The organism is Micromonospora sp. NPDC048842 (assembly GCF_040649935.1).
GTDB lineage: Bacteria > Actinomycetota > Actinomycetes > Mycobacteriales > Micromonosporaceae > Micromonospora > Micromonospora hortensis.
This window is the reverse complement of the sequence record NZ_JBEZGK010000004.1, coordinates 56,234-81,438: the sequence shown is the minus strand read 5'-3', so window position 1 is coordinate 81,438 and position 25,205 is coordinate 56,234. Positions and strand designations below refer to the sequence as shown.

At 72.1% G+C, this 25,205-nt stretch carries 23 protein-coding genes; 10 read left to right on the top strand and 13 right to left on the bottom strand.

Features of this window, described 5'->3' with window-relative positions:
- Nucleotides 1-13: 13 nt before the first annotated feature.
- From AB0C19_RS07465 to AB0C19_RS07445, 5 genes are all read right to left on the bottom strand, one after another.
- Nucleotides 14-301, bottom strand: a complete 288-nt coding sequence (locus AB0C19_RS07465; protein WP_074313163.1) for an Lrp/AsnC ligand binding domain-containing protein — start codon at nt 299-301, stop codon at nt 14-16.
- A gap of 79 nt (nt 302-380) precedes the next feature.
- On the bottom strand, nt 381-1,250 hold the full coding sequence (locus AB0C19_RS07460; protein ID WP_357180909.1) for a sugar phosphate nucleotidyltransferase: 870 nt from the start codon (nt 1,248-1,250) through the stop codon (nt 381-383).
- Entirely contained in the window at nt 1,247-1,789 is a 543-nt protein-coding gene (locus tag AB0C19_RS07455; protein ID WP_357180906.1) for an NUDIX domain-containing protein, read from the bottom strand. The genes AB0C19_RS07460 and AB0C19_RS07455 overlap by 4 nt, the downstream gene beginning before the upstream one ends.
- A gap of 53 nt (nt 1,790-1,842) precedes the next feature.
- Entirely contained in the window at nt 1,843-3,636 is a 1,794-nt protein-coding gene (locus tag AB0C19_RS07450) for an HD domain-containing protein (RefSeq protein ID WP_357181609.1), read from the bottom strand.
- Between the two features lie 126 nt (nt 3,637-3,762).
- A complete protein-coding gene (locus tag AB0C19_RS07445) occupies nt 3,763-5,517 on the bottom strand; it encodes a DEDD exonuclease domain-containing protein (RefSeq protein WP_357180903.1) in 1,755 nt (584 codons plus the stop codon).
- Nucleotides 5,518-5,644: 127 nt separating this feature from the next.
- Between AB0C19_RS07445 and AB0C19_RS07440 the strand changes: the two genes are divergently transcribed.
- The 5 genes from AB0C19_RS07440 to AB0C19_RS07420 all read left to right on the top strand — a co-directional run bounded on the left by AB0C19_RS07440 (nt 5,645) and on the right by AB0C19_RS07420 (nt 10,812).
- Entirely contained in the window at nt 5,645-7,099 is a 1,455-nt protein-coding gene (locus AB0C19_RS07440) for an NYN domain-containing protein (RefSeq protein ID WP_357180900.1), read from the top strand.
- A gap of 62 nt (nt 7,100-7,161) precedes the next feature.
- Nucleotides 7,162-7,881 carry a DinB family protein gene (locus AB0C19_RS07435; protein ID WP_357180897.1) on the top strand — a complete coding sequence of 240 codons (720 nt, stop codon included), beginning with the start codon at nt 7,162-7,164 and terminating at the stop codon, nt 7,879-7,881.
- Between the two features lie 229 nt (nt 7,882-8,110).
- Nucleotides 8,111-8,329, top strand: coding sequence for a hypothetical protein (locus AB0C19_RS07430; RefSeq protein WP_196918964.1), 219 nt, complete (start codon nt 8,111-8,113; stop codon nt 8,327-8,329).
- 102 nt (nt 8,330-8,431) lie between these two features.
- The gene (locus AB0C19_RS07425; RefSeq protein ID WP_357180893.1) at nt 8,432-9,691 is read left to right on the top strand and encodes a M48 family metallopeptidase; all 1,260 of its coding nucleotides are present in this window, start codon (nt 8,432-8,434) and stop codon (nt 9,689-9,691) included.
- Nucleotides 9,688-10,812, top strand: a complete 1,125-nt coding sequence (locus tag AB0C19_RS07420) for a glycosyltransferase family 4 protein (protein WP_357180890.1) — start codon at nt 9,688-9,690, stop codon at nt 10,810-10,812. Before AB0C19_RS07425 ends, AB0C19_RS07420 begins: the two co-directional genes overlap by 4 nt.
- A gap of 101 nt (nt 10,813-10,913) precedes the next feature.
- Here the strand turns inward: AB0C19_RS07420 and AB0C19_RS07415 are convergent, their stop codons facing one another.
- The 8 genes from AB0C19_RS07415 to AB0C19_RS07380 all read right to left on the bottom strand — a co-directional run bounded on the left by AB0C19_RS07415 (nt 10,914) and on the right by AB0C19_RS07380 (nt 20,493).
- Complete coding sequence (locus tag AB0C19_RS07415) at nt 10,914-11,840, bottom strand: endonuclease/exonuclease/phosphatase family protein (RefSeq protein WP_357180887.1); 927 nt, start codon at nt 11,838-11,840, stop codon at nt 10,914-10,916.
- 163 nt (nt 11,841-12,003) lie between these two features.
- Entirely contained in the window at nt 12,004-12,666 is a 663-nt protein-coding gene (locus tag AB0C19_RS07410; RefSeq protein WP_357180884.1) for a lysophospholipid acyltransferase family protein, read from the bottom strand.
- Nucleotides 12,636-13,271 (bottom strand): TetR/AcrR family transcriptional regulator, encoded by a 636-nt coding sequence (locus AB0C19_RS07405; RefSeq protein ID WP_357180881.1) that lies wholly within the window; start codon nt 13,269-13,271, stop codon nt 12,636-12,638. The genes AB0C19_RS07410 and AB0C19_RS07405 overlap by 31 nt, the downstream gene beginning before the upstream one ends.
- 288 nt (nt 13,272-13,559) lie before the next feature.
- Nucleotides 13,560-15,218, bottom strand: a complete 1,659-nt coding sequence (locus AB0C19_RS07400; RefSeq protein WP_357181606.1) for a bifunctional diguanylate cyclase/phosphodiesterase — start codon at nt 15,216-15,218, stop codon at nt 13,560-13,562.
- Between the two features lie 79 nt (nt 15,219-15,297).
- Entirely contained in the window at nt 15,298-16,107 is an 810-nt protein-coding gene (locus AB0C19_RS07395; RefSeq protein ID WP_357180878.1) for an SAM-dependent methyltransferase, read from the bottom strand.
- 189 nt (nt 16,108-16,296) lie between these two features.
- Entirely contained in the window at nt 16,297-16,965 is a 669-nt protein-coding gene (locus AB0C19_RS07390) for a response regulator transcription factor (RefSeq protein ID WP_030337723.1), read from the bottom strand.
- Between the two features lie 7 nt (nt 16,966-16,972).
- Nucleotides 16,973-18,664, bottom strand: coding sequence for a GAF domain-containing sensor histidine kinase (locus AB0C19_RS07385; RefSeq protein ID WP_328652791.1), 1,692 nt, complete (start codon nt 18,662-18,664; stop codon nt 16,973-16,975).
- Nucleotides 18,665-18,678: 14 nt separating this feature from the next.
- Nucleotides 18,679-20,493: a long-chain fatty acid--CoA ligase gene (locus AB0C19_RS07380; protein ID WP_357180874.1), complete on the bottom strand. Its 1,815-nt coding sequence runs from the start codon at nt 20,491-20,493 to the stop codon at nt 18,679-18,681.
- 118 nt (nt 20,494-20,611) lie between these two features.
- Here AB0C19_RS07380 and AB0C19_RS07375 point away from each other — a divergent pair, with 118 nt between their 5' ends.
- The 5 genes from AB0C19_RS07375 (at nt 20,612) to AB0C19_RS07355 (ending at nt 25,055) form a co-directional block, all read left to right on the top strand.
- Complete coding sequence (locus tag AB0C19_RS07375) at nt 20,612-21,067, top strand: SRPBCC family protein (RefSeq protein ID WP_238682830.1); 456 nt, start codon at nt 20,612-20,614, stop codon at nt 21,065-21,067.
- A gap of 31 nt (nt 21,068-21,098) precedes the next feature.
- On the top strand, nt 21,099-21,803 hold the full coding sequence (locus AB0C19_RS07370; RefSeq protein WP_357180869.1) for a hypothetical protein: 705 nt from the start codon (nt 21,099-21,101) through the stop codon (nt 21,801-21,803).
- A gap of 76 nt (nt 21,804-21,879) precedes the next feature.
- Nucleotides 21,880-22,827: an ROK family glucokinase gene (locus tag AB0C19_RS07365; RefSeq protein WP_357180866.1), complete on the top strand. Its 948-nt coding sequence runs from the start codon at nt 21,880-21,882 to the stop codon at nt 22,825-22,827.
- The gene (locus tag AB0C19_RS07360; RefSeq protein WP_357181603.1) at nt 22,824-23,531 is read left to right on the top strand and encodes an endonuclease/exonuclease/phosphatase family protein; all 708 of its coding nucleotides are present in this window, start codon (nt 22,824-22,826) and stop codon (nt 23,529-23,531) included. The genes AB0C19_RS07365 and AB0C19_RS07360 overlap by 4 nt, the downstream gene beginning before the upstream one ends.
- Before the next feature lie 117 nt (nt 23,532-23,648).
- A complete protein-coding gene (locus tag AB0C19_RS07355; protein WP_357180862.1) occupies nt 23,649-25,055 on the top strand; it encodes an NAD(P)-binding domain-containing protein in 1,407 nt (468 codons plus the stop codon).
- Nucleotides 25,056-25,205: the final 150 nt, after the last annotated feature.

Genomic DNA, 25,205 nt, shown 5'->3' with positions numbered 1-25,205 from the left:
AACGGCGAGCGGGTCAGTCGGCGCTGGCCAGACCGATCGCGAACGCCTCCTCCAGGTCGTGCTGGGAGTACGCCCGGAAGGCGATGTGCGACTCGGTGTTGAGCACGCCCGGGACCTTGGAGATGCTGCCCGCGATGACCTGGGCGATCTGGTCGAACTCGCGGACCCGGACGATGGCGATGAGGTCGACGTGCCCGGCCACCGAGTAGACCTCGCTGACACCGGGAAGGTTGGCCAGGTTCTCCGCCACCTCGGGGATCGCATCGGTGGCGCAGTCGATCAGCACGATCGCGGTGATCACGGGGCATTTCTCCGTTCGTCGGCGTCGTCGCCCATGCTAGATGTTCCGGTGCGAAACCGGAGGCGGGAGCCGTCGGGGCTCAGCCCTGGGCGGGGCAGGGCACTGTCAGGTCGCTCCCGGCCCGGATCACGTTCCGTAGCCGCTCGCCGGCCCGTACTGTCGCGCCCGGCCACACCACGGTGCGGGACACGTCACCGTCAACCCGGGCGCCCGTGCCGATGACCGACTCCACGCAGTGCCCGGTCACCGTCGCGGACTCCTCGACGAGAACGCCGCCGGCCGCGGCGTGCAGGTTGGCGGCCAGGTAGTCGGCCGGGGTTCCGGTGTCGAAGAAGGTGCCCGGGTAGGGCACCACAGTCAGGGCGCCCGCGGCCTCGGCCGGACGCCACACGGCGCGGACCAGGTCCGAGAACACGACCGGCAGGTCACGGACCAGCCGCCAGGGCAGCAGCGAGAAGCCGGTGAAGCAGTGCCCGGCGAAGGTGCCCGGCGCCGCCGGGTCCGCGGCGGGCTGGCCGAGCAGGCGTACGGTGTGCCCGTCCCAGCCGTCGAGCAGGGCGGCCACGTCCGGGCCCGGGGGAGCGGCCGGGTCAGCGAGGTACGCGTCGGCGTTGCCGACCAGCACCGGCCGCCCGTCGATCCAGTCCCGCAGGTTGGCCACCCCGCCCGCGGTGCCCAGCGGGTCGCCCGGCTCCACCGACAGGTGTGCGCGGTCGCCGACGTGCGCCACCACCTGGTCGCCGAGGTAACAGGCGTTCACCGCCACCCGATCGGGACCGGTCAGGCCCAGGCCGGCCAACCGCGCCAACGCCCGATCCAGCAGGGAGACGTTGCCCACCGGGCAGAGCGCCTTGGGTAGCCGTTCGGTGAGCGGGCGCAGCCGCGTACCCTCGCCGGCGGCCAGCACCACCGCGCACAGCTCCGCCGGCACACCGGCCGCCCCGGTCACGGGGTGTCGTCGGGCACGGGCGGCGGGAACTGCCCGGCCAGCGGCCCGATGTCGTAGTAGGCGAGCAGCCGGGCCGTCGGCCAGGTCAGCTTGGGCAGATCGTCCAGGGGGTGCCAGGCGGCCTCGAAGACCTCCCCGCCGTCGACGGTCAGCTCGGTGCTGGACGCCGGCACCTCGGCCTCGAAGACCATGTCCACCCAGCCCTTGGCGTGCACGATCGCGTTCGGCACCGCCGGGCGCAGCCGCGACGGTGGGAGCCGGACACCGGACTCCTCGAACAGCTCACGGGCCGCGCCCACCACCGGAGCCTCACCCCGGTTGAGCAGGCCGGCGGGGAGCGACCAACCCTTGCCGGGCGGCTGGCGCAGCATGAGCAAGCGACCCGCGCCCGTCGCCTCGGTGTCCCGGACCAGGGTCACCGCGCCGACGATGTACTTGGGCACGACCAGCCGGACCAGGCGCCGACGCACCGGCAGCGGCAGCCGGTAGAAGGCCTGGTAGAAGAGGGCCCGACCGGTGGCGCGGGAGCGGGGGATCATGACTCCAGGCTAGTGGTCACGAATGTCCTTCGGTCGCGCTGGGGCCCGCCGGGTCACTGTCGATGGTCGACGAGGTCGATGAGCTGGCGGACCACGGTGTCTGGTTCGATCACCCGGTCGAAGACCGCGACCAACAGGGTCTCCAGGTCGGGGTAGCCCAACTCCTCGGAGAGGCGCAGCAGTGGCAGGTCACTGGCGAGGCCCCGGTTGTGCTGGCGAAGGGCGAGCCCGATGGTGGCCCGACCGAGGCGCACCTTGTCGCTGATCGTGATGCCCGGCTCGGTGTGCTCGGCGAACCACCTGTTGATCTGCATCTGCGCGTGCGGCGACTTGACGAAGGTCAGCCACTCCCGCCGGGGGCCGCGCGGCGCCACACCGGCCTCGAAGCCGTTGTCGCCGTCGTTCTCGGTGAAGATCTCCACCACGTCGCCCTCGTCCAGCTCCGAACTGAGCGGGGCCAGCCGACCGTTGATGCGCGCGGCGAGGCAGTGGTCGCCCCGGTCGTTACCCAGCTCGTACGCGAGGTCGACGGGCGTGGCACCGGCCGGCAGCACGACCTGCCGCCCGTCGGCGAAGACCTGGATCTGGCCCTCGGCCAGGTCGCAGCGCAGCGACTCGTAGAACTGTGCAGGGTCGGCGGCGTCCGGCTCCCAGTCGAGCACCCGGCGCAGCCAGTCCAGCTGTTCGGCACGGGCCGCGGCGCTGCCACGCCCCGATTGGGGGAAACGGAAGTCGGCGGCGATGCCGTACTCGGCCGAGCGGTGCATCTCCTCGGTGCGGATCAGCACCTCCACTGTGCGGTCCTGGGGGCCGCAGACGCTGGTGTGCAGCGAACGGTAGAGGTTGTTCTTCGGCGAGGCGATGAAGTCCTTGAAACGGCCGGCCACCGGTCGCCAGGTGCCGTGGATCGCGCCCAGCGCGGCGTAACAGTCGGTGGCCGGGCCGTCGACCACCACCACGATGCGGGGCAGGTCGTACGGGGCGGTGTGGCCCCCGGCGATGGTGTCCTTCCAGATCGAGTAGAGGTGCCGGGGACGGGGGCTGACCTCGGCGTCGACCCGGCTGCGGCGCAGCGCCACCCTGGTCCGGGTGACGACCGAGTCGAGGTAGGAATCCCAGCCCGGCCGATCGTGCACGTGCCGGGCCAGCCGGGCGTGCTCGTCGGGCTCGAGGTGCAGCAGCACCACGTCGTCCAGCTCGCGTTTGAGGGTCTGGATGCCCAGCCGGTCACAGAGCGGGACCAGCACCTCCTGGGTCTTGCGGGCGATCCGTTCCCGCGACGACGCGGAGCGCACCCCGAGCGTCCGCATGTTGTGCAGCCGGTCGGCCAGCTTGATGATCAGCACCCGGACGTCCTTGGCGGCCGCGACGATCATCTTGCGGACCGTCTCCGCCTCGGCGGCCTTGCCGTAGAACGCCTTGTCGAACTTGGTCACCCCGTCGACCAGGTGGGCCACCTCGCCGCCGAAGTCCTCGGAGAGTGCCTGGAGGGTGTAGCGGGTGTCCTCAACTGTGTCGTGCAGCAGCGCCGCGACCAGGGTGGTGGTGTCCATCCCCAGCTCGGCGCAGATCTGCGCCACCGCGAGGGGATGGGTGATGTACGGTTCCCCGCTCTTGCGGAACTGCCCGCGGTGCATGTTTTCCGCGATCGTGTAGGCACGGCGCAGCACCGCGGGGTCGGTGCCGGCGTGGATGCCCCGGTGGGTGCGGACCAGTTGGGTGACCGGGTCCGAGTCGGTGGTCGGCCAGCTGAGCAGCGACCGCAGCCGGCGAGCGAGCGGCAGCTCACCCGGCTGTGTCGGCAGGGCGCCCCCCAGGGCGGCGCCGTGTCCGGCGTCGACGTCCACGAGGGACACCTCCTCACCCCGGCTCCACATCGCCGGGACCCGGCGGGGGAGCAGGCCCACGAATCGGGCAGGACTGCACTTCTCTAACAGCCTAAGCGAGTCGACGTAGTCCGATCGGTCAGTTGGTCATGAGCGTTCGGTCGAGAGTTGGTGGGACGCGCCGCCCTCGGCCTTCGCCAGCAGGTCACGGAACCGGCCCGCGCCACTCGCCGGAGAGGACCAACCGGACGACATCTCGACGAGTCGGGTCTCCGGTCGCTCCAACCAGGACAGGATCCGCTCGGACTCCTCGGCGGTCGCGGCCGGCACCGGACCGTGCCCGCCCGACACCGTCTCGGCGGTGGCCCGGATCGTGGTCAACGTGGGACGCGGGTGCACGCCCGGCGGGGACACCCCCGCGCCGGCCAGTCTGCCGTGCCGGACCAGCGCCAACTCCCAGCCGCCCCGGGCGGCCGGCCGGGCCGCGGCCAACTCGACGATCCCGGTCAGCGCGGCCAGCCGCTGCATCCGCACTGTGGCCCGCAGCACGGCGGCCAGCCGGGACCGCACCACGGCGGCCTCCTCGTAGCGCTGGTCGCGGGAGAGCACGTCGATCCGCGCGAGCAGTGCGTCCACCACCGGCTGGGGGTCACTGGCCGTCGCGGTGCGGAATGGCGTGGCGGCGCTGTCGTCGTACTCCTCGGGGGTGATCTTGTGTTCGCAGGGCGCCGGGCAGCGACCCAGCTCGGCCAGCGCGCAGGCCGGCGTGACGGTGCGTAGCGAGAGCCGGTGCGTGCACTGGCGCAGTGGCACCGCGTCGTGGAAACCGGCGGCGGCCAGCTCGGCGGCTCGCCGGGAGGTGAACGGCCCGAGGTACGCGGTGTCGGTGGGGGAGAGGTCGCGGACGATCGACAGCCGAGGGTACGGACCGTCGGTCAGCTTGAGCCAGACCATGCGTTCCGGGTATTTGGACCGGCGGTTGTACGGCGGGGCGTGCGCGGCGATCAACCGCAGCTCACGGACCTCCGCCTCCAACGAGTGGGCGCACTCCACCGCCTCCACCCGCTCGGCCGCGCCCAGCATCTCGGAGATCCGGGCGCGCTTCTCGCCGGCGGTGAAGTAGCTGCGCACCCGGGTGGCGATGTCGACCGAGGTGCCCACGTAGAGCGGCCTGTCGTCGGCGGCCCGGAAGATGTAGACCCCGGGGACCTTGGGCAACCCCTCGGCCAGGTGCCGTTTGCGGCGCTGGGTCGGGGTGACAGCGCGGGCGAACTCGATGGCGTCGCCGACCGTGTCCACCCGGTGCCCGCCGAGCCGACCGATCAGCCCGTGCAGCACGTCGACGGTGGCCTTCGCGTCGTCCAACGCCCGGTGGGTGGGCTGGGTGGCGGTGCGGAAGTAGGCGGCCAGGGTGCCCAGCTTGCGGTTGGGCACCTCGTCGCGGGTCAGCACCCGGCGGGCGAGCGCCGCCGTGTCCAGGACCCGGGGGTTGGGCCAGCGGTAGCCGTGCTTGGCGCAGGCGGCCTTGAGGAAGCCCACGTCGTACGGGGCGTTGTGGGCCACCAGCACCGCGTCGTCGATGAACTCCAGGAAGCTCGGCAGCACCTGCTCGATCGGTGGCGCCGGCACCAGCATGGCCTGGGTGATGCCGGTCAGCACCGTGATGAACGGCGGAATCGGCTGGCCCGGGTTGACCAGGGTCGCCAGCTCCCCCAACTGCTCACCACCGCGCACCTTCACCGCGCCGATCTCGGTGATCCCGCCGCCGTCCGGCGCGCCGCCGGTGGTCTCCAGGTCGACCACCACGAACGTCGTCGCGTAGAGCGGCAGCGCCGGGTCCACCCCGCCAACCGCCGGGTCGAGACCGGCCAGTGACTCCTGGACGTACTCCGCCTGTGCCATCGGCGGCACGCTAGCGCCCCGGTCCGACACTCCCGTCGCAGCCGTCCCATCCGTCACCATGGGGCTAGGATGAGAGATCGGCTCACTCACCGGGCGGTGGGCCCGGTCGCGGTGGGAGACTTGCCACATGCCCCTCACCGAGCCGTACGACGACCACCTCCCGCAGGAGGATCCGGTCGCGCTCGACGGGGCCCTGGGCAACCCGGACGACAACGTAGTCACCGACACATCTGGCGCATCGGACCCGACGACGACGGGCGACGGCCCCGCCGCCGAGCCGGAGCCGACCCTGCCCGAGCCGGTCCGGCAGCGGATCGTGACGCTGACCGCCGCGGTGTTGCCCACCCTTCCCACCGACGAGGTCCCGGTGCCGTTGCGTCGGGTGGCCAAGTTCGCCCCCAACCGACGCGCCCGACTCGGCGCGCCGGTCATCGCCGCCCAGCTCACCGCCGACCCGCTGTTCCGGCAGCGGGTCACCGCGCGGGTCCTGGCCGACGCCGGCGATCTCGGCGCGGCGGTGGTCGAGGGCACCGCGCCGGCCGCCGCCGACCCGGTCGAGGTGGCCGCGCTGGCCTACCTGGCCCGTCCCCGTGGCTGGCGGGAGCTGATCGACGCCAGCGGCGCGGCAGTGCGTGCCGAGGCGGACAGCGCCGTCGTCGCCGAGTTGGTCCGCGAGGCCGAGCAGCGGGCCACCCGGGCCGAGCACGACCGCGCGGTGGCCCGGGTCGAGGCCGAGAAGCTTCGCGACGAGTTGGCCCGCGTCCGCGAGGAGCTTGGTCAGCTCCGCGAGGAGTCCCGACAGGTGGCTCGCACCCTGCGGGAGACCCAGGTCCGCGAGCGGAAGGCCACCGAACTGCTGGCCACCGAGCGCGGCCGGGCCGCCCGCGCCAGCGCCGACGTGGACGCCGAACTCCGCCGCGCCCGGGCCCGGCTGGCCGAGGCCGAGGCCGCCGCCGGAGTGGCCCGGGCCAGCGCCAAGGAGGCGCGCTCGGTCGACGACGCCCGGCTCTGGCTGCTCCTGGAGACCATCGGCCAGGCTGCCGTCGGGCTGCGCCGGGAGCTGGCGCTCGACCCGGTGGACAAACTCCCCGCCGACTTCGTCGCCGACGCGTTCGCCGAGCAGCCGGGCACCGCCCCGGCCGGCCCCGCCGCCCGCGCCCGCGACACCGACGACCCGGCCCGGCTCGACCAGTTGCTCGCCCTGCCCCGGGCGCACCTCGTGGTGGACGGCTACAACGTCACCAAGCGTGGCTTCGGCGAGATGTCCCTGGAGCAGCAGCGCAAACGCCTGATCACCGGGCTGGGCGGGATCGCCGCGCAGACCGGCGACGAGGTCACTGTGGTCTTCGACGGCGCCGAGCGGATGCACGGACTGCCGCCCGCGCCGCGCGGCGTACGGGTGCTCTTCTCCCGCAAGGGTGAGACCGCCGACGAGCTGATCCGGCGACTGGTCCGTGCCGAGCCGGCGGGCCGACCGGTGGTGGTGGTCTCGTCGGACCGCGAGGTCGCCGACGGGGTACGCCGGCACGGCGCCTACCCGCTGGGCGCGGACTCGCTGCTACGGCGGCTCGCCCGCTCCTGACCTACCCGGCTGTCGTACCCGAGCGTTAGCGTCGCTGCTGTCGCTGACGGGAGGGAGTCGCCATGAGCCAGAACGACGTCAAGGTCTTCCTCGACCGGGACTTGCGAGGTGCCCGGTTCAACAGGTCGACGCTGGCCGGGGCGGTGATGCGCGGCGTCGATGTGGATGCTCTGGACATCGACGCACCGTGGCTGGCCGAGGGCACGTTCCTGATCAACGGCGTCGATGTCGTACCGCTGGTCGAGGCCGAGCTCAACCGGCGATTTCCCGGGCGCGACCTTCGGCAGGCCAACAATCCGGACGACCTCCGCGTGGCGTGGGCGGCTCTCGAACGGGCCTGGGCGGCGGCGGTCGACCGGGCTGTGTCCATGCCCGAGGGTGCTGTCGACGTCTCGATCGACAGGGAGTGGTCGTTCGCGCAGACACTGCGCCACCTCGCGTTCGCCGCCGACACCTGGTTGGGCAAGTCGATCCTGCGCCTGCCGCAGCCCTTCCACCCACTCGGGCAACCGCATGCCGAGTACGAGACGGAGGGCTTCGACATGTCGATCTTCGTCGTCGAGCAGCCGACGTTCGCCGAGACCCTTGAGCTGCGAGCCGAGCGGCAGGCGATGGTCCGCGACTTCCTCGCAGCCGTCACACCGGACCTGCTCGCCGAGACTCGGCCGGCCGCCTGGTGGCCCGAGAAGCAGGTGTCCGTCCTGCACTGCCTTCACGTCATCTTCGACGAGGAGTGGCAGCACCTCCGCTTCGCACTGCGTGACCTCGACGCGCAGGGCTGATCAGGTGCAGCGCCTCGTCGGTCAGCCGTAGCGGCAGACGAGGCTGACGGCGCAGGTCCCGGCCGGGTGGGATACCCCGATTTCGCTGATCTGGAGTGGATCTAGCCCTGAAACGGGCGGTCGGACGGGGTTCCTGTCGTACCCGGTGGTTAGTGTCGATGTCACCGACGGTGCTCGGTCGGCGACGAAAGGGCGTCGACCGAGCGCCGAGAGCCGATCAGGAGGCACGATGCTCATCGACTGTGACGGGTGCGCGAAGCGGGCCGACGGCTGTTCCGGCTGCCCGCTGACCGCCCTGTTCGACGAGACGTCCCCGGCGGCCGGGTTGGTCGCCGCCGAGGTCGAGGCCATCGAGGTGTTCGCCCGGGCCGGCTTCGACGTGGAGGTGCTGGCCGCACCCGCGCGCCCGGAGGCAGCTCGCCGTCGTGCCACCCGCCGCGTCGCCTGAGCACGGCACCGCGCCCGGAAGCGGGCTTCTCACGGGCCATAGGATGAGCGGTCACGGCAGGAGGAGCGGCGCGATGAACGGGGAACAACGGGCGGTGACGCGGTGACGCCGCGCGGTTGGGCGCTGCTGACCCTGGCCGTGCTCACCCTCGCGCTGGTCGTGCTGGCCGCGCTGCTCATCCCGTGGCACCGCCCGCCGGCACCCCGGGCCGACCAACTCGCCGCGCTGCGCGACCTTCCGACCGAGCAGGTGGCCAAGGGGCGGGAGTTCCGGGCCGCGCTGCGTCCCGGTGGCTACGCCGCGCTCGCCATTGGGCTGCTGATCGCCCTCGCGCTCGGCTTGACCCCGTTGGGCAGTCGTCTGGTCGAGCTGGTGGGCCGGCCGTTCGGTGGGCACTGGGCAGCGCAGGCTGTGCTCGGCGGGCTGGCGGTGGTGCTCGTCGCCGACCTGGTGACGCTCCCGTTCGCCGCCTGGCGGCAGAGCGTGCTCACCCGCTACGGGTTGAGCACCAACGGCTGGAGCGGCTGGGCGGTCGATCTGCTCAAGTCGTACGCCGTCAGCGCGGTGATCGGCGCGGTGGCGCTGTTCGGCTTCTACGCGGTCATCCGGCTCGCGCCACGCTGGTGGTGGGCGTTCGGTGCGGCCGGCGCCGCGGTGCTCGTGGCGCTGCTGTCGTTCGTGCTACCGGTGCTGGTGGAGCCGGTGTTCAACCGCTTCACCCCGATGGAGCAGGGCCCGTTGCGCACCGAGCTGATGAGCATGGCCGCCCGCGACGGGGTGCCGGTGCGTGACGTGCTGGTCGCCGATGCCTCCCGGCGCACCAGGGCGGTCAACGCGTACGTCTCCGGTCTCGGGCCGACCCGACGGGTGGTCGTCTACGACACGCTGCTGCGCGAGGCGACCCCGGCCGAGGTGACCGCCGTCGTCGCGCACGAGTTGGGGCACGCTAAGGACTCCGACGTGGCGGCCGGCACACTGACCGGGGCGCTGGGCGCCGCGGCCGCCGTGGTGGCGCTCTACCTGCTCGGCTCGTGGGGGCCACTGCTGCGGCTGGCCGGTGTCGACTCGGTGGCCCAACCGCGCGCGTTCCCGCTGCTGGTCGCCCTGGTCACGGTGGCCGGGCTGGTTGCCGCTCCGGTGCAGGCGTTGATGTCCCGCCGGGTGGAGGCGCGGGCCGACGCTCACGCGCTCGCGCTCACCAACGACCCGGAGTCCTTCGAGTCGATGCAGCGCCGGCTCGGCTCGGTCAACCTCGGCGACCCCGACCCGCCCCGCTGGGAATACCTCTATTCGGCCTCACATCCATCCACAGTGGAGCGGATGGCCGCCGCCCGCGCGTACGCCCGGGAGGCCGGCCGATGAACCGCACCCTGCTGATCACCAATGACTTTCCGCCCCGCCCGGGTGGGATCCAGTCGTTCGTGCACAATCTCGCGGTCCGTCAACCGGCCGGCTCGGTGGTCGTCTACGCGTCGAGCTGGCGTGGGGCCGCGAAGTTCGACGCCGACCAGCCGTTCGAGGTGATCCGGGAGCGTACCCGGGTGTTGTTGCCGACCCCGTTGATCGCCCGGAGGGCGGCCCGGTTGGCGCGCGCGTACGACTGCGACACCGTGTGGTTCGGCGCGGCGGCCCCGTTGGGCCTGCTGGCGGCAGGCCTGCGGCGGCGGGCCGGCATCCGCCGGGTGGTGGCGCAGACCCACGGCCACGAGGTCGGTTGGGCGGCGGTGCCGGCCGCCCGGCCGGCGCTGCGGCGCATCGGTCGGGGTGTGGACGTGACCACCTATCTCGGCGAGTACACCCGCAGCCGGTTGGCCCGGGTGCTGAACGGGGTGACCGAGCTGCGCCGCCTCGCGCCCGGGGTCGATGTGGACACCTACAACCCGAGCGTGGACGGTGAACAGGTCCGGGCCCGGCTCGGGTTGACCGACCGGCCGGTGGTCGTCTGTGTGTCCCGGCTGGTGCCACGCAAGGGTCAGGACACCCTGATCCGAGCCCTGCCGGAGATCCGCCGCCAGGTGCCCGACGCGGCCCTGCTGATCGTCGGTGGCGGGCCGTACCGGGCGACCCTGGAGAAGCTGGCCCGCCAGACCGGTGTGGAACGGGATGTGGTGTTCACCGGCACGGTGCCGTCGGTGGAGTTGCCGGCGCACTACGCGGCCGGCGACGTCTACGCGATGCCGTGCCGCACCCGCAACCGCGGCCTCGACGTCGAAGGGCTGGGCATCGTCTACCTGGAGGCATCCGCGACCGGCCTGCCGGTGGTGGCCGGTGATTCCGGCGGCGCGCCGGACGCGGTCCGGGAGGGGGAGACCGGCTACGTCGTCCGCGGTCGGGACGTTGCCCAGCTCGCCGACCGGGTCGCCCGGCTGCTCGCCGACCGGGACTTGGCCCGTCAGCTGGGCGCTGCTGGCCGGGCGTGGGTGGAACGGGAGTGGCGCTGGGAGGCGCAGGCGGAACGCATGGCGGCACTGCTCGCCGGCTGACGGCTACCTGAAGGCAGTGGCCCGAGCTCCATCCTGGAAGGAGGGGCTTCGTCGCCGTGGACGATGCCCCTCCGTTGCGCGCTTGAGCGCGATCGGGTGGATCAGGAGGCTACCGTCACGGTTACCGATCCGATGACGATCCGATGATCGGAGCAGGCGCCGCCGCAGCTGTTGGAAATGGTCAGCGAATCACCATCGTAGGCACCCACGATCTTGTCCTCCCGCACGAAAATCAAATCGATTTTCTTGCCCGGCCCGCACGGGCCGGGAGGAGTCCCATCGTCCTGGGTGTTCTCGCCGTATCCGACGCAGCGCGAATCACGATCGTCAAGCTCCCGATGGGCGCCAACGTTGTTGGGGTTGTTCGCCGTGTTCACCGACTGCGCATACCACCTGTCCAGGCGGTTGTAGCTGGGCTGGGCGTTGAAGTCGCCCGCGATGATTACGGTGTCGCCGTTGGCGTTGAACGCATCCACGTGAGCACGGACCGCGTCGAGCTGCTGCTGGTTGATCGGGCTTCCCCCGATGATTTCGCTCGACGTGGTGATATGGGTCGTGCAGAACCGAAGGTGTGGCCGGGCCTCAAGCGGGGCGCACAACAACTTCCGCTTCTCCACCCGGCCGTCGTCCGGCAGCGTGATGCGGTCGGCAGTGCCCATCGGTGCCTTGCTGAAGAGGGCGATGCCGGACTTCTCGCCGCCGCAGCCGGTGTCGTTGGTGCTCTCGAACCGCGAGTAGTCGTCCTCGTTCTCGCCCCAGTCGGACGCCCGGAGATTCGCCTGCACCGCCTTGTACTGCCCCCAGCACAGCTCGTTGAGAGCGGCGAGATGTGTTGAGCGGTTCCGGATGGAATTGGAGATCACGTCAATCAAGCCGTTGCTGGTCGAGCCGCGGTGCATCGTCCAGCCCGCCACGTTCCAGGTCCATACGTTGTAGCTGACGTTGGCGGCTGCCGAACTGACACCGGCGCTCGCCAGTAGAACAGTGAGAATTGTTGCGGCCGCCAAGCCGCCCTTCCAGATACGCACATCTACCCCCGTAATTGGCGCGAGAATGCGTATCGTAGCGCCCGCTCAAGTTCCACTGTGGACCCGCCGGCTCGGTGCGAGAAAACTCGCGTATCGGGCCGCGCCCGGCATGTTCGCGAGCGCTGTCGGTTGCGCTCGACGGGGCCCGGCGAGGAGCAGGCGTTCAGCTCTCCCGGGCGGGCGCGTAGTGCGGGACGTACTCCTGGCCGGTGAGCTTCTGGATCGCCGCCATCACCTCGTCGGTGACCGTCCGGATGTCGCGGGGCCCGTTGATCCGCTCGGCGACCGGGATCGGCGGGCCGAACCGCAGGGTGATCGGGTGTCGACGGGGCAGCCGCGCGTCGACCGGCAGCACCTCGGCGGTGCCGGTCACGCCGACCGGGATGATCGGCACGTCGGCGTCGCGGGCCAGCCGGGTCATCCCGACCCGGCCCCGGTAGAGCCGCCCGTCCGGGGAGCGGGTGCCCTCCGGATAGACGGCGACCAGGCCGCCGGCGCGCAGCACCGGGACGGCGGCGTCGAGGGCGCGCAGGGCGGCCCGGCCGTCGGCTCGGTCGACCGGGATGGCGCCCATGCCGGCGACGATCCGCCGGTTGAGCCAGCCGCCCGGACCACGCCCGTTGAAGTATTCGACCTTCGCCCAGAAGGTGACGTGTCGGGGCGTCGAGGTGACGAGAAACAACTCGTCGGCGACGGACAGGTGATTACCGGCGAGGATCGCGCCGCCGTTTCGGGGCAGATGCTCCAGCCCTTCCACCCGAGGGTGCCAGCCGAACCGCAGCGCGGTGCCGACGGTCAGTTTGGTGACGTCGTACAGCAGGGGCACGTGTCCTCCGGGGTCGGGTTTCTGGCCGGCGCCGGGCCGAGGTGGGCGTCCAGCGTGGCGCGCAGCAGGGCATCGTCGTCGGTGGCGCCGGTGGCCAGCGGCAGGCTGCCCCAGGCCCAGAGTTGGGCGATGCCGTGCAGGTTCGCCCACAGCGCGCCGGCCAGCACCGCCGCGGGCGCGTCGGTGGGCCGGCGCGCCTGTGCCACCAGGTCGGCCAGCACGGCGAACAGCGGCAGGCTCGTCTCGCGCAGCCGCAATCGGCCGCTGTCCAGCAGGTCGTGGCGGAACATCAGCTCGAACATGCCGCGATGGGCCGCCGCGAAGTCCAGGTACGTCCGGGCCAACGCGGTCAATCGGGTACGCGGGTCCGGACCGACGTCACGCAGCGTTCGCTCGAACCGGGCGGTGAGGTCGGCGAACCCTTCCCGGGCGATGGCGGAGAGCAGGTCGACGTGGGTTGGGAAGTAGCGGCGCGGTGCGCCGTGCGAGACCCCGGCACGACGGGCGATCTCCCGCAGCGACACCGCCGACTGGCCCTCGCGCAGCACCAGATCCACCCCGGCGGCCACCAGCCGAGCCCGCAGCCCCGTCTCGTCCGCGTCCATAGACACTGTCTACCAGTCGCCGTAGACGCCGTCTACCTCGTCGGTGGGGTGGGCTTCAAGCAAACGTGTCTCGGGGGCTGCCGTGCCTTGCCGGGATCAGCGTGATGCCGGTGAGTCATCGTGATGACTCACCGGCATCACGCTCAACGGAAGATCCGACCCCGCGTGGTCCGCTCGCGTCGTCCGCTCGTCTGCGCCCAACTGGTGAGCCCGGCGAGCTGCGGGTGATGGGTGAGCCGCAGTTTGGGGGAGTGGGCGGGGACGGGTTGGGGCGTGCGGGCCCGAGGGTCAGCGCATGCGGGCCAGGATGCGATCGGCGGGGGCCGGGCGGCCGAAGTGCCAGCCCTGTGCTGCGTCGCAGCCGATCGCGCGTAGCCGCTCGGCCTGCCCGGCGGTCTCCACACCTTCGGCGGTGACGGTCAGGTCCAGCGCGTGCGCCAGCGAGACCAGGGAGGCGAGGATCCGCTCGTCGGTGCGGCCGACGGAGGGCGAGCGCAGGCCGGCCACGAACTCTCCGGCCACCTTCAGCTCGGTCACCGGCAGGTCCCGCAGGTACGCCAGGTTGCTGTAGCCGGTGCCGAAGTCGTCGATCGCGATGCGTACCCCGAGGTCGGCAAGGACCCGCAGGGCACGGACCGGCTCCTCGGCGGTGCTCATCATCGTGCTCTCGGTGATCTCCAGTTGGAGGCGCTCCGGTGGCAGGCCGGTCTGCCGCAGCAGCGCGCGGACCTCCTGCACCAAACCGGGCCGGTGCACCTGCCGTACCGCCAGGTTGACGCTGACGAACGGCGCGGCGGCACCCCCGGCCGACCACGCCTCGGCCTCGCGGCACGCCTCGGCCAACACCCATCCGCCCAGCTGGACGATCAGGCCGGTTTCCTCGGCCAACCCGATGAAGCTGTCCGGGCGCAGCACCCCCAACTCGGGGTGCCGCCAGCGGACCAGCGCCTCCACGCCGACCAGGCTGCCGTCGCGCAGTGAGGTCAGCGGCTGGTAGTCGAGGTAGAACTCGCCCCGCTCCAACGCCGCCGGGATGGCCGCGGAGAGCGCGTAGCGGGCCAGTTCACGTTGATTGCGCTCGGCGTCGTAGAGCGCCCAGCGCGCCCCACCGGCGGACTTCGCCCAGTGCAGAGTGCTGTCGGCGGCTCGCATCAGGTCCGTGGGGTTGGCACCGGCCACCTGGCGCTCGACGATGCCGATGCTCGCCGAGATCTGCAGCTCGTGCCCGTCGACCAGGGCCGGTGTGCGTACCGCGGCGAGCGCGGTCTCGGCCACCGCCACCATGTCGTCGGTGCCGGCGGTGCGTTCCACCAGGATGACGAACTCGTCGCCGCCGAGCCGGGCCACCAGATGCTCGCCCATGGCCTTGCGCAGCCGCTCAGCCACAGTGGCCAGCAGAAGGTCGCCGATCTGGTGCCCCAGCGTGTCGTTGACCACCTTGAAGCGGTCCAGGTCCAGGAAGCACACCCCGACCCGCTGCGCGCCCCGACCCGGCTCGTTGAGCGCGGCGGCGAGCCGTTCGGTGAACAGCGTCCGGTTGGGCAGGCCGGTGAGCGGGTCGTGGGTGGCCTGATGCCGGAACCGGGCCTCGCTGGCCCGCAGTGCCCGCTCGGCCTGGGTGCGGGCCCGCATGGCGGCGCGGCGGATCGACTCCTGCTCGTCGAGCGTCCGGTCGCGCAGCGCGCGGGCGTAGCCGGTCGCGACGGCCGCCAGCAGCCGGGCCATCCGGTCCTCGACGTCCTCGGCCACCAGGCCTAGGTCGCGCACCAGGCGGAGCTGGATGACCTCGACCGTACGACCCAGCCCCTCGGCGGAAGCGATGTGCGCGGCGACCAACTCGGCGCCGACCCGGTGCCCGGCGCGCAGGTCGAACGGCTCGGTGCGCAACGCCCTGGCCAGTTCCCCGGTGAGCCGGTCCAGAAGGGACTCCAACTGGGCCTGGGTCATCGGTAGGTAGCTGGTGCCGGAGACCGCCTTCGCCCAGGCCCGGGCGAACGTCCCCGGATAGGGGTTCGCCCCGGGCGACTCAGTCACCGAGGCGCCCGACGCCGCCCATGAAGACCGCGCGCTCGGCGTCCTCCGCGCTCTCCGGAGTGTCCGGTCGCCACTCGGGCACCCAGACCACGCCGGGGTCGAGCAGCTCGAAGCCGTCGAAGAGCGCGGTCAGCTCGGCGCGGCTGCGCACCGACAGCGGGTTGTCGGTGCGCCGGTAGACCCGCTCCGCCTCGGCGCGTTCGTCCTCGCTGCGCCCGTCGTCGCTGGCTTGCGACAGCACCAGGTAGCTGCCGGGCGCCAAGGCGTCCCGCAGTGTCCGCAGCAGCTCCGCCGGCCGGTCGTCGTCGGGGACGAAGTGCAGGACGGCCACTACCATCACGGCCACCGGCTGGCTCAGGTCGAGCAACTTGCGGACGTCCGGATGGGCCAGGATCGCCTCCGGGTTGCGCAGGTCCTCCTGCACGACCACGGCCTGCTCGTTGCCGGCGAGGATCTCACGGCTGTGCGCCACCGCCACCGGGTCGACGTCCACATAGACCACTCGCGACTGCGGGTCGAGCTGCTGGGCGATCTCGTGCACGTTGCCGACCGTCGGGATGCCCGAACCGATGTCCAGGAACTGCCGGATCCCGGCGTCGGCGAGGTGGTGCACGGCGCGCCGCAGGAACGCCCGGTTGGCCTGGGCCATCAACGGTGCCTCGGGCACCGCGGCGACCATGGCCTGCGCCGCGGCCCGGTCGGCGGCGAAGTTGTGTGAGCCGCCGAGGTAGTAGTCGTACATCCGCGCGACGCTCGGGCGCTCGATGTCGATGGTGTCGGGTGCCCAGTCCGGCCGCTGCATGCGTTTCACCCCTCGAATCCGCGACGCGAGCATCGTCGCCCGCGCGGGTATTGTGCACCCGCCACGCACGCCAGACCATAGCGCGCCGAAGGTTGCCCGCCGACGTCGGTCGATGCGCGACGGTCCGCGCCTGCCGAAGCTGGCGCGGACCGTCGGTCGCGTCGTCCCGCTCGACGAGCGGGATGCAGGTCAGAACTTCGGCGCGTCCGGTGCCTCGAGCAGGCCCAGCCGGAGCGCGGTCATCAGGGCCTGAGCCCGGTTGGCCGCGCCGAGCTTCTCGTAGAGCTTCGAGATGTGCGTCTTCGCCGTGGACTCGCTGACGAACAGCTGCTTGGCGATGCCCGCCACGCTCATCCCGTCGGCGAGCAACCGCAGCACCTGCCCCTCCCGGGGAGACAACTGCGGGCCGGACGGGGCGAGCCGGCGCTTCATCGCCTCGGCCAGGTCGGCCGCCGTGAACGCGCTGGGGGAGGAGGCGGCGTGCCGTGCGGCGGCCACCACCTCGTCGGCAGGGGCGGTCTTCGGCACGAAGGCGCTCGCGCCGGCCTCAAGGGCGCCGAAGAGCTGGTCGTCGCCCGCATACATGGTCAGCACCACGATGCCCATCGACGCGCTGGACTTCCGCAGTGCGCGGGTGGCCTCCAGGCCGCTGCCGTCGGGCAGCCGCAGATCCATGATCACCACGTCCGGCTGCAAGGCGCCGGCCTGGCGTACTCCCTCCGCCGCCGTGGCCGCCTCACCGACGACCTCGAACTGGCGGTCGCGCTCGAAGGCGTGCCGCAAACCCTTGCGAATCAGGTCATGATCGTCGACAAGGAGGACCTTGGTACGGGTGGCCGGTATCGGACTTGTGGTCATCCTCGGGTTACTCCCCTTCTGGTGCTGCGCTGCCGCGCACGTTATCGCGCCGGGCCGAGGTGCCGAGAACCACCGCCACAGTCGTGCCGCTGGGTTGCCGCGGCCTGATCTCCAACCGGCCCCGGATACGTTCCGCCCTCTCGGCCATGATCGCAAGACCGTACCGCCCGTCCGGGCGCTGGTCAGCCATCCCCTGACCGTCATCCGACACTTCTATTTGCGCGTACGGGGGGTCGACCTCACACGTGACCCACAAATTCGACGCCCCGGCGTGCTTGCGCGCGTTGGTCACCGCCTCCTGCGCGATGCGCAGCAACTCGGCTTCGGTGGCGGCCGGCAATCGGGCGGTGGACTCGTCCAGCGAGAGGTGCACCCGCAGTCCGCCGGACGCGCCCACGGTGCGCGCGTACTCGGCGATCGCCGCGGCCAACCCACCCTGCCGGTCCACCTCGCTGCGCAGCTCGAAGAGGCTCAGCCGCAGCTCCTGGATCACGCGTGTCACCTCGCCGCGCAGCGTACGCAGGGCCTCGGCGGTCTCGTCGGCGTCGTCGAAGACGGTGGCCAGGGCGTTGTCGATGCCGTAGCCGACCATCACCAACTCCTGGGCAACCCCGTCGTGGATCTCCCGGGCCAGCCGCTGCCGCTCCTCGTTGGTGGCCAGCGAGCGCACCTCGTCGAAGAGCAGCGCCGCCTCCAGCCGCAGCGCGGCCGGGCGGGTCAGCGCTGTCACCCGGGACACCACCGGTGGTGGGTACGCGTGCGCGGCGTCGGCCTCCAGCACCACCAGCCCCACAGTGCGCACCCCGGCGACCAGCGGAATGATCAGCGCGGACACGTCGCCGCCGCGGTGCGAGCGGGACTGCGACCGGGCGGCAGTGGTGGCCTGCTGGGTGGCCCAGGCGTCGGCGATCGCCGAGTCCGCGTCCAGCGTCGTCTCCCAGTCCACCCGGTCGACGCCGGCCTGGGCGAGCACCACGAGCCGGCCTCCGCCGCTGGCCGACAGCACCGCGCCCCGGTCCGCGCGGGCCACCGTGCGCAGTTCCTCCAGCAGGTGCTCGGAGATGCCGCCGGGGTCCAGGGTCGCCCCGGGCAGCTGCCGGGCCACCGTCCGCAGCTGGGTCAGCAGCCGGGTTGCCTCGGCGTACGGCTGGGGTTTGCCCTCACCGCGGACAGCCATCACCCGGTGCAGCGTGCCGGCGGCGTAGAGCCCCAGCGCCGCCAGGATCAGCCACTGCGCGCACACCGCTAGGTAACCCAGCTGGCCGAGCTGGAGACCACCGTCGACCTGGGTCAGCGCGCCGCTGAGCAGCAGGGTCGCGGCGGTGACGACGAGCAGCGCGGCGCCCTCCGGGAAGCGGCGGCGCAGCGCGGTGACGGTCACCGGGACCGCCAGGTAGGGCAGCACCGCCGAGGCGCCCAGGCCGTCGACTGTGCCACCGATGGACGCCACGGCGGCGACGTGGCTCGCGGCCAGCCCCAGCACCACCACCTCGGCCACCCGGCTCAGCGGGCCGACCAGCCGGTGCTGCGGTGCCAGCAGCGACGGCAGCCCGGCCACCGCCAGCAGCGCGATCCACCAGAGCTGGGTGACGTCGCGGGTGGCGAACAGGGTCAGGATGGCGATCAGCGCCAGCATCACCACGCGGGCGGCCGCGGCGAGGGGATGCGGGTGCGGGGCGGTGGCTGTGGATGCGGGCACGTGACGGATGGTAGTCAGCCTCGGTAGATATCGGCGATCTCCGCCGCGTACGTCTTGTGGACAACCTGGCGCTTGACCTTGAGCGACGGGGTCAGCTCGCCGGTCGCCTCGGTGAAGTCGTGGGGCAGGACCCGGAACACCCTGATCGCCTCGGCCTTCGACACGGCCTGGTTCGCGGCGTCGATCGCCGCCTGGATCTCCTTGCGGAGGCCCTCGTGCTCGCGCAGTTGCTCGATGGTGGCGTCGAGGGGCATCCCGGCCTTCTCCAGCCAGGTCGGCAGCGCCTCCTCGTCGACGGTGACCAGCGCCGCGATGAACGGCTTCCGGTCACCGACCACGACACACTGGCTGATCAACGGGTGCGCCCGGACCAGGTCCTCCAGCACCGCCGGGGCGACGTTCTTGCCGCCGGCGGTGACGATCAGCTCCTTCTTGCGGCCGGTGATGCTCAGGTAGCCGTCGGAGTCGAGCTGGCCCAGGTCGCCGGTGCGGAACCAGCCGTCGGCGCTGATCGTCTCGGCGGTCGCGGTCTCGTTGCGCCAGTAGCCCCGGAAGACCAGCTCGCCGGAGATCAGGATCTCGCCGTCGTCCTCGATCCGCACTGTCACGCCGGGAAGCGGACGACCGACGCTGCCCATCCGGGTGCCGCTGGGCAGGTTCGCGGCGGCGGCGGGGGAGGTCTCGGTGAGGCCGTAGCCCTCCAGGACCGTCACGCCGACGCCCCGGAAGAAGTGGCCGAGCCGGGCGCCGAGTGGCGCGCCGCCGGAGATCGCGTCCCGGCACCGTCCGCCGAGCGCGGCGCGCAGCTTGCGGTAGACCAGCCGGTCGAAGACCACGTGCTGGGCGCGCAGCGCCAGGCCAGGGCCGCCCGGGGTCTCCAGGGCCTCGCTGTACGCGATGGCGACCTGCTCGGCGCGGGCGAAGATGCCGCCCTTGCCGTCCGCCTCGGCCTTCTGCTTGGCGGCGTTGTAGACCTTCTCGAAGACCCGGGGTACGGAGAGCACGAAGGTCGGCCGGAACGCCTGTAGCTCGGCGACCAGGTTCTTGGTGTCGGCGCAGTGCGCCATTGTGGCTCGCGCCTGCACGACGCCGATCTGGATGAGTCGGGCGAAGGCGTGCGCCAGCGGGAGGAAGAGCAGGGTGCTCGCGCCGGCGTTGAACAGGTTCGGCAGCACCGGCACCGCGTTGGCGATGTCGGCGTACATGTTGCGGTGGGTGAGCACGCAGCCCTTGGGCCGGCCGGTGGTGCCGCTGGTGTAGATGATCGTGGCCAGGTCGCCGGCGCGGACGGCCTTGCGCCGCCGCTCGACCTCGGCCAGCTCGACAGTGGCACCGGTGGTGACCAGCTCGTCGACCCCGCCGCTGTCGATCTGCCAGACCTGGCCCAGCTCCGGCAGCCGGTGCCGGACACCGGCGATCAGGGCGGCGTGGGCCTCGCTCTCCACCACGACGGCGACCGCGTTGGAGTCCTCGAGGATCCACGCGGCCTGCTCGGCGCTGGACGTCTCGTAGATCGGCACCGTCACGGCGCCGACGGCCCAGATCGCGTAGTCGAGCAGAGTCCACTCGTAGCGGGTGCGGCTCATCAGCCCGACCCGGACACCGGGCTCGATGCCGGCGGCGATCAGCCCGCGGGCCACGGCGGCCACCTCGTCGCGGAACTGGAGGCAGGTCACCTCGGTCCATTCGGTGACGGTGCCGTCGGCGCGCGGGGTGGGGCGGGCGAACTGGACGGTGTCGGGCGCGACTTCGGCGTTGTCCCAGACCGGATCGGTGAGGTTGGCCGCGTCGCCAACGGTGACGATCGGCGGGACGGAGAACTCGCGCACCTGCACTCCTTCGTGCTCGCACTGGTTGGGCCGGCCGCCGCCGTGGCGTCGGCATGTGTCGAAACCTACCCGGCGGGCGGTCGGGGTGAGACAACCAGGAGGCGGGTAGCCTCCCCCCATGGCGGACTCCTCCACCCAGTCGATCATCATCGGCGCCGCACCGGATCGGGTGACGGCGGTCATCTGCGACTTCGCGCGTTACCCGGAGTGGACCGACGCGGTGCGTCGCGCCGAGGTCGTCGAGGAGTACGAGGACGGCTACCCCAGTCAGGTGCGTTTCACCATCGACGCCGGGGTGATGGCCGACGAGTACGTGCTCGCCTACGAGTACGCCGAGGACCTGTCCCGGATCGAGTGGCACCTGGTCGCCCCCTCGAAGATGCAGAAGGCCCAGCGTGGTTCGTACGACCTGGTGGGTAACCCGGACGGCAGCACGACGGTGACCTACACGCTGGAGGTCGACCTGTCGGTCGGCATGCTCGGGATGTTTCGGCGCAAAGCCGAGAAGATGATCATGGACACCGCGTTGAAGCAGCTCAAGCGCCGGGTAGAAGCAACCGGTGCGGCGCAGTGACGTGTCCGGTGGCACGGTAGAGGAGCCGACGGTGGGCGGAACGGATCCGGGTTCGGCCCGGGAAGAGGCGGAGCGACTGGTCGCCACCCTGCTGGCGGGGGCGCGACTGGCCTCCGCCGGCTCGGCGGGCGGCGCGTTCGGCTCGTTGGGCGGGATGCTGTCCGGTGTCCTCGGTCACAGCGCGGGCCCGGACGCCCGCTCCGGCACCGGTGGTGCTTTCGCCACCGGTTCGGCCGAATGCTGCGTCTGCCCGGTCTGTCGCGGCATCGCCGCGTTGCGGGACCCGAGTCCGGAATTCGCCGAACGGCTCGCGACCGGCGCCGGTGACCTCGCCGCGGGCGTCGCCAGCCTGCTCCGCGCGTTCTCCCCGCCGGAACCGTCCGCGCCGAGCCCCGCCGAGCCGGCCGCCGAGCCGACCACCCCGCCCTCGCCGGCACCCGCCGCGAGCAGCGACGGCGTGCTCCCCGAGCCACCCCCGAGCGCCCCGCCCACCGCGACAGTCGACGACCACGTGTGGCGCGATGCCACCCGTACCGGGCATGATTCTCAGCCGGCGCCGGAGCGGGATGTCTGGTCGGTCGCCACCCGGACGGCGGACCCACTCGCCCCGGCCGCCGTACCACCCGTCGACGAGGCCGGGACGGCGACCGTACCGGCACCGACCACCCGTCCCGTGGTGCCCGCCTCGCGGGTGCCCGATGACGCCGACGCGGAAGCATCGGGCGACGGCGCCTGAGCGCGGGACCTTCCGACCCGGACCGGCACTGGGCCGGAACCTGGGCCGGACAGCACAGCAGAGGGGGGCGGTAGCGGTGACGCTGACCATCGGAGTCGACGTCGGTGGCACGAAGGTGGCCGGCGGTGTCGTGGACGACACCGGCACGGTCCTCGCGCAGACCCGACGGGACACTCCCGCCGATGACGTGGCCAAGACCCGCGACGTCATCATCGAGTTGGTCGGCGAGCTGGCTGCCGGGCGGACCATCGAGGCCGTCGGCATCGGCGCGGCCGGTTGGATCGACGCCAGTCGTTCGACTGTGCTCTTCGCTCCCAACCTGGCCTGGCGTGACGAACCGCTGCGCGAGTACGTCAGCGAGGCCGTCGGGCTGCCCGTGATCGTGGAGAACGACGGGAACGTCGCCGCGTGGGCCGAGTTCCGCTACGGCGCGGCCCGCGACGCCGACGACTCGATGATCATGTTCACCATCGGCACCGGTGTGGGCGGCGGCATCGTCCTCGGTGGCGACCTGATGCGCGGCGCGCACGGCATCGCCGCGGAGTTGGGCCACATGCTTGCGGTCCCGGACGGGCACCAGTGCGGCTGCGGCCGGCTGGGCTGCATCGAGCAGTACGCCAGCGGCAGCGCCCTGGTGCGGTTCGCCCGAGCCGGAGCCCGGCAGGAGCCCAACCGGGCCACCGCCCTGCTGAAGCTGGCCGGCGGCGAGGCCGAGGCGATCACCGGCCCGATGGTGACCGCCGCCGCACAGGGCGGCGACCCGGTCTCCGCCGAGGCGTTCGCCCAGATCGGCCGGTGGCTGGGCACCAGCCTCGCCGACATGGCACAGATCCTCGACCCGCAGACCCTGGTGGTCGGTGGCGGTGTGATCGACGCCGGTGACCTACTGCTCGGTCCCACCCGCCGCTCGTACCTCGACGCGCTCGCCCAGCGTGGTCGCCTGCCGGTGGCCGAGGTGCTCCCGGCGGAGCTGGGCAACAGCGCCGGGGTGATCGGCGCCGCTGACCTGGCCCGCCGGATCTGAGGCGGTCCGGGATGGGTGTGCCGCTGCGCGTGGTGTCGTACAACATCCACAGCCAGCGCGACGACACCGCCGCGCTCGCGGCGGTGGTCCGGGCCGCGACTCCGGACGTGGTGATCGTGCAGGAGGGGCCGCGCCGGTTCCGGTGGCGGCAGAAGTCCGCCACGTTGGCCGAGTCGTTCGGTCTGGTGGTGGCCGCCGGTGGGCTGCCCGCCCTGGGCAACCTGCTCCTGACCAGCCTGCGGGTCCAGGTGCTGGGCACCCACTGCCAGCGCTTTCCGCTGACCCCCGGCCGGCACCTGCGCGGGGCCGCGTACGCCGACTGCCGGGTCGGTGACGCCCGGTTCACCCTCGCCGGCTCACACCTGTCCACCGACCCGGCCGAGCGGCCCTCCCAGGCCGCCGAGTTCAAGCGTGGCCTGGACGCGGCGACCAGCCCGGTGCTGGCCGGGGCGGACCTCAACGAGGGTCCGGACGGGCCCGCCTGGGCCACCGTGTCGCGCGGGTTGACCGACGCGGCGGTGGCGGCCGACCGGGCCGAGCGGCTCACCTATTCCTGCGCCGACCCGCGCCGACGCATCGACGCGCTCTTCGTCGACCCGCGGATCACAGTTGTCGACTACGACGTGGTGGACACCCCGCAGACCCGTCGGGCCAGTGATCACTTCCCGGTCCTGGTCGACCTGCTGCTACCCGCCACCGGCTGACCCCCGAGCCCGGCTCGGCCGTCGGCCCGTCCGGCCCAGGACTGGACATCCGGCCCGGTTGTGGAGAGGATTTCGCGGCGACCGGCACGCCTGCCGTACCAAAAGGAGATGTCCCCGGTGTCCACCTCCACCGACCACGGCCGGCCCGACCCGGAGGCGACCTCGCCCGCGGCGAACAGCGACGGCCGCCCGGTCTCCGACCGGGGCGACACGGTCTGCGTCATCGGGGCCGGCGCCAGCGGCCTGACGGCCATCAAGAACCTGCGTGAGCACGGGTTCGGCGTGGACTGCTACGAGCGGGAGACGGGCGTCGGCGGCGCCTGGAACTGGCGGCACGACCGCAGCCCCGTGTACGCCAGCACCCACCTGATCTCGTCGAAGCCGTTCACCCAGTTCCCCGACTTCCCGATGCCGGACTCCTGGCCTGACTACCCGCACCACGGTCAGTTGCTGTCCTACTTCGAGCGGTACGCCGACCACTTCGACCTGCGTTCGCACATCTGGTTCGGCACCGAGGTGATCCGGGTCGAGCCCGTCGAGGGCGACCGTTGGGACGTGACCACACGCTCCACTGGCGGGTATGGCCCGGAGCGCACCGCCCGGTACGCCGCCGTGGTGATCGCCAACGGCCACAACTGGTCGCCGAAGCTGCCCCGCTACGAGGGCCTCGAACAGTTCCGCGGCGAGATCATGCACGCCTCGTCCTACAAGGACCCGGCGCAGCTGCGCGGCAAGCGGGTGCTGGTCGTCGGCGCCGGCAACACCGGCTGCGACATCGCCGTCGAGGCCGCCCAGCAGGCGTCGCGCTGCTGGCACTCCACCCGCCGGGGCTACTGGTACGCGCCGAAGTACGTGCTCGGTCGCCCCGCCGACCAGGTCAACGACAGCCTGTTGGCGCTGCGGGTGCCGCTGCGGGTGCGGCAGTGGCTCTACCACTGGACGCTGCGGCTGACCGTCGGCGACCTGACCCGCTTCGGTCTGCCCAAGCCCGACCACCGGGTGTACGAGACACACCCGATCGCGAACAGTCAGCTCGTCTACTACGTGGGTCACGGCGGGATCGGCCCGGTGCCGGACGTCGCCCGGTTCCACCCGTACGCGGTGGAGTTGGCCGACGGCCGCGAAATCGACCCCGAGGTGGTCGTCTTCGCCACCGGTTACCTGCCGCGCTTCGAGTTCCTCGACGCGTCGGTGTTCGGAGACAGCGCGGGCGCGGGTCGGCCCACGCTGTGGCTCAACGCGTTCACCCCGGGGCATCCGACCCTGGCCGTCGCCGGCCTGCTGCAACCGGACTCCGGGCTGTTCACCCTGTCGCACTGGCAGACGGTGCTCTTCGCCCGGCTGCTACAGGCACGTCGGGACCGGCCGGAACGGGCCACGGCGTTCGCGCAGCGGGTACGGGACCGGGCGGGGGAGCGGTACTCCGGGCCGGTCAAGGACAGCAGCCGGCACTGGTTCGAGGTCGGGCACGCCGACTATCTGCGCGCCATCCAACGCGCCCTGGTCGAGCTGGAGGGCAAGTGAGCGCGAGGAGTGAGCTTGCGAGCCCCGCAGTCGCGAACGAAAGGCTGGCACGGTGAGCGCGAGGAGTGAGCTTGCGAGCCCCGCAGTCGCGAACGAAAGGCTGGCACGGTGAGCGCGAGGAGTGAGCTTGCGAGCCCCGCAGTCGCGACG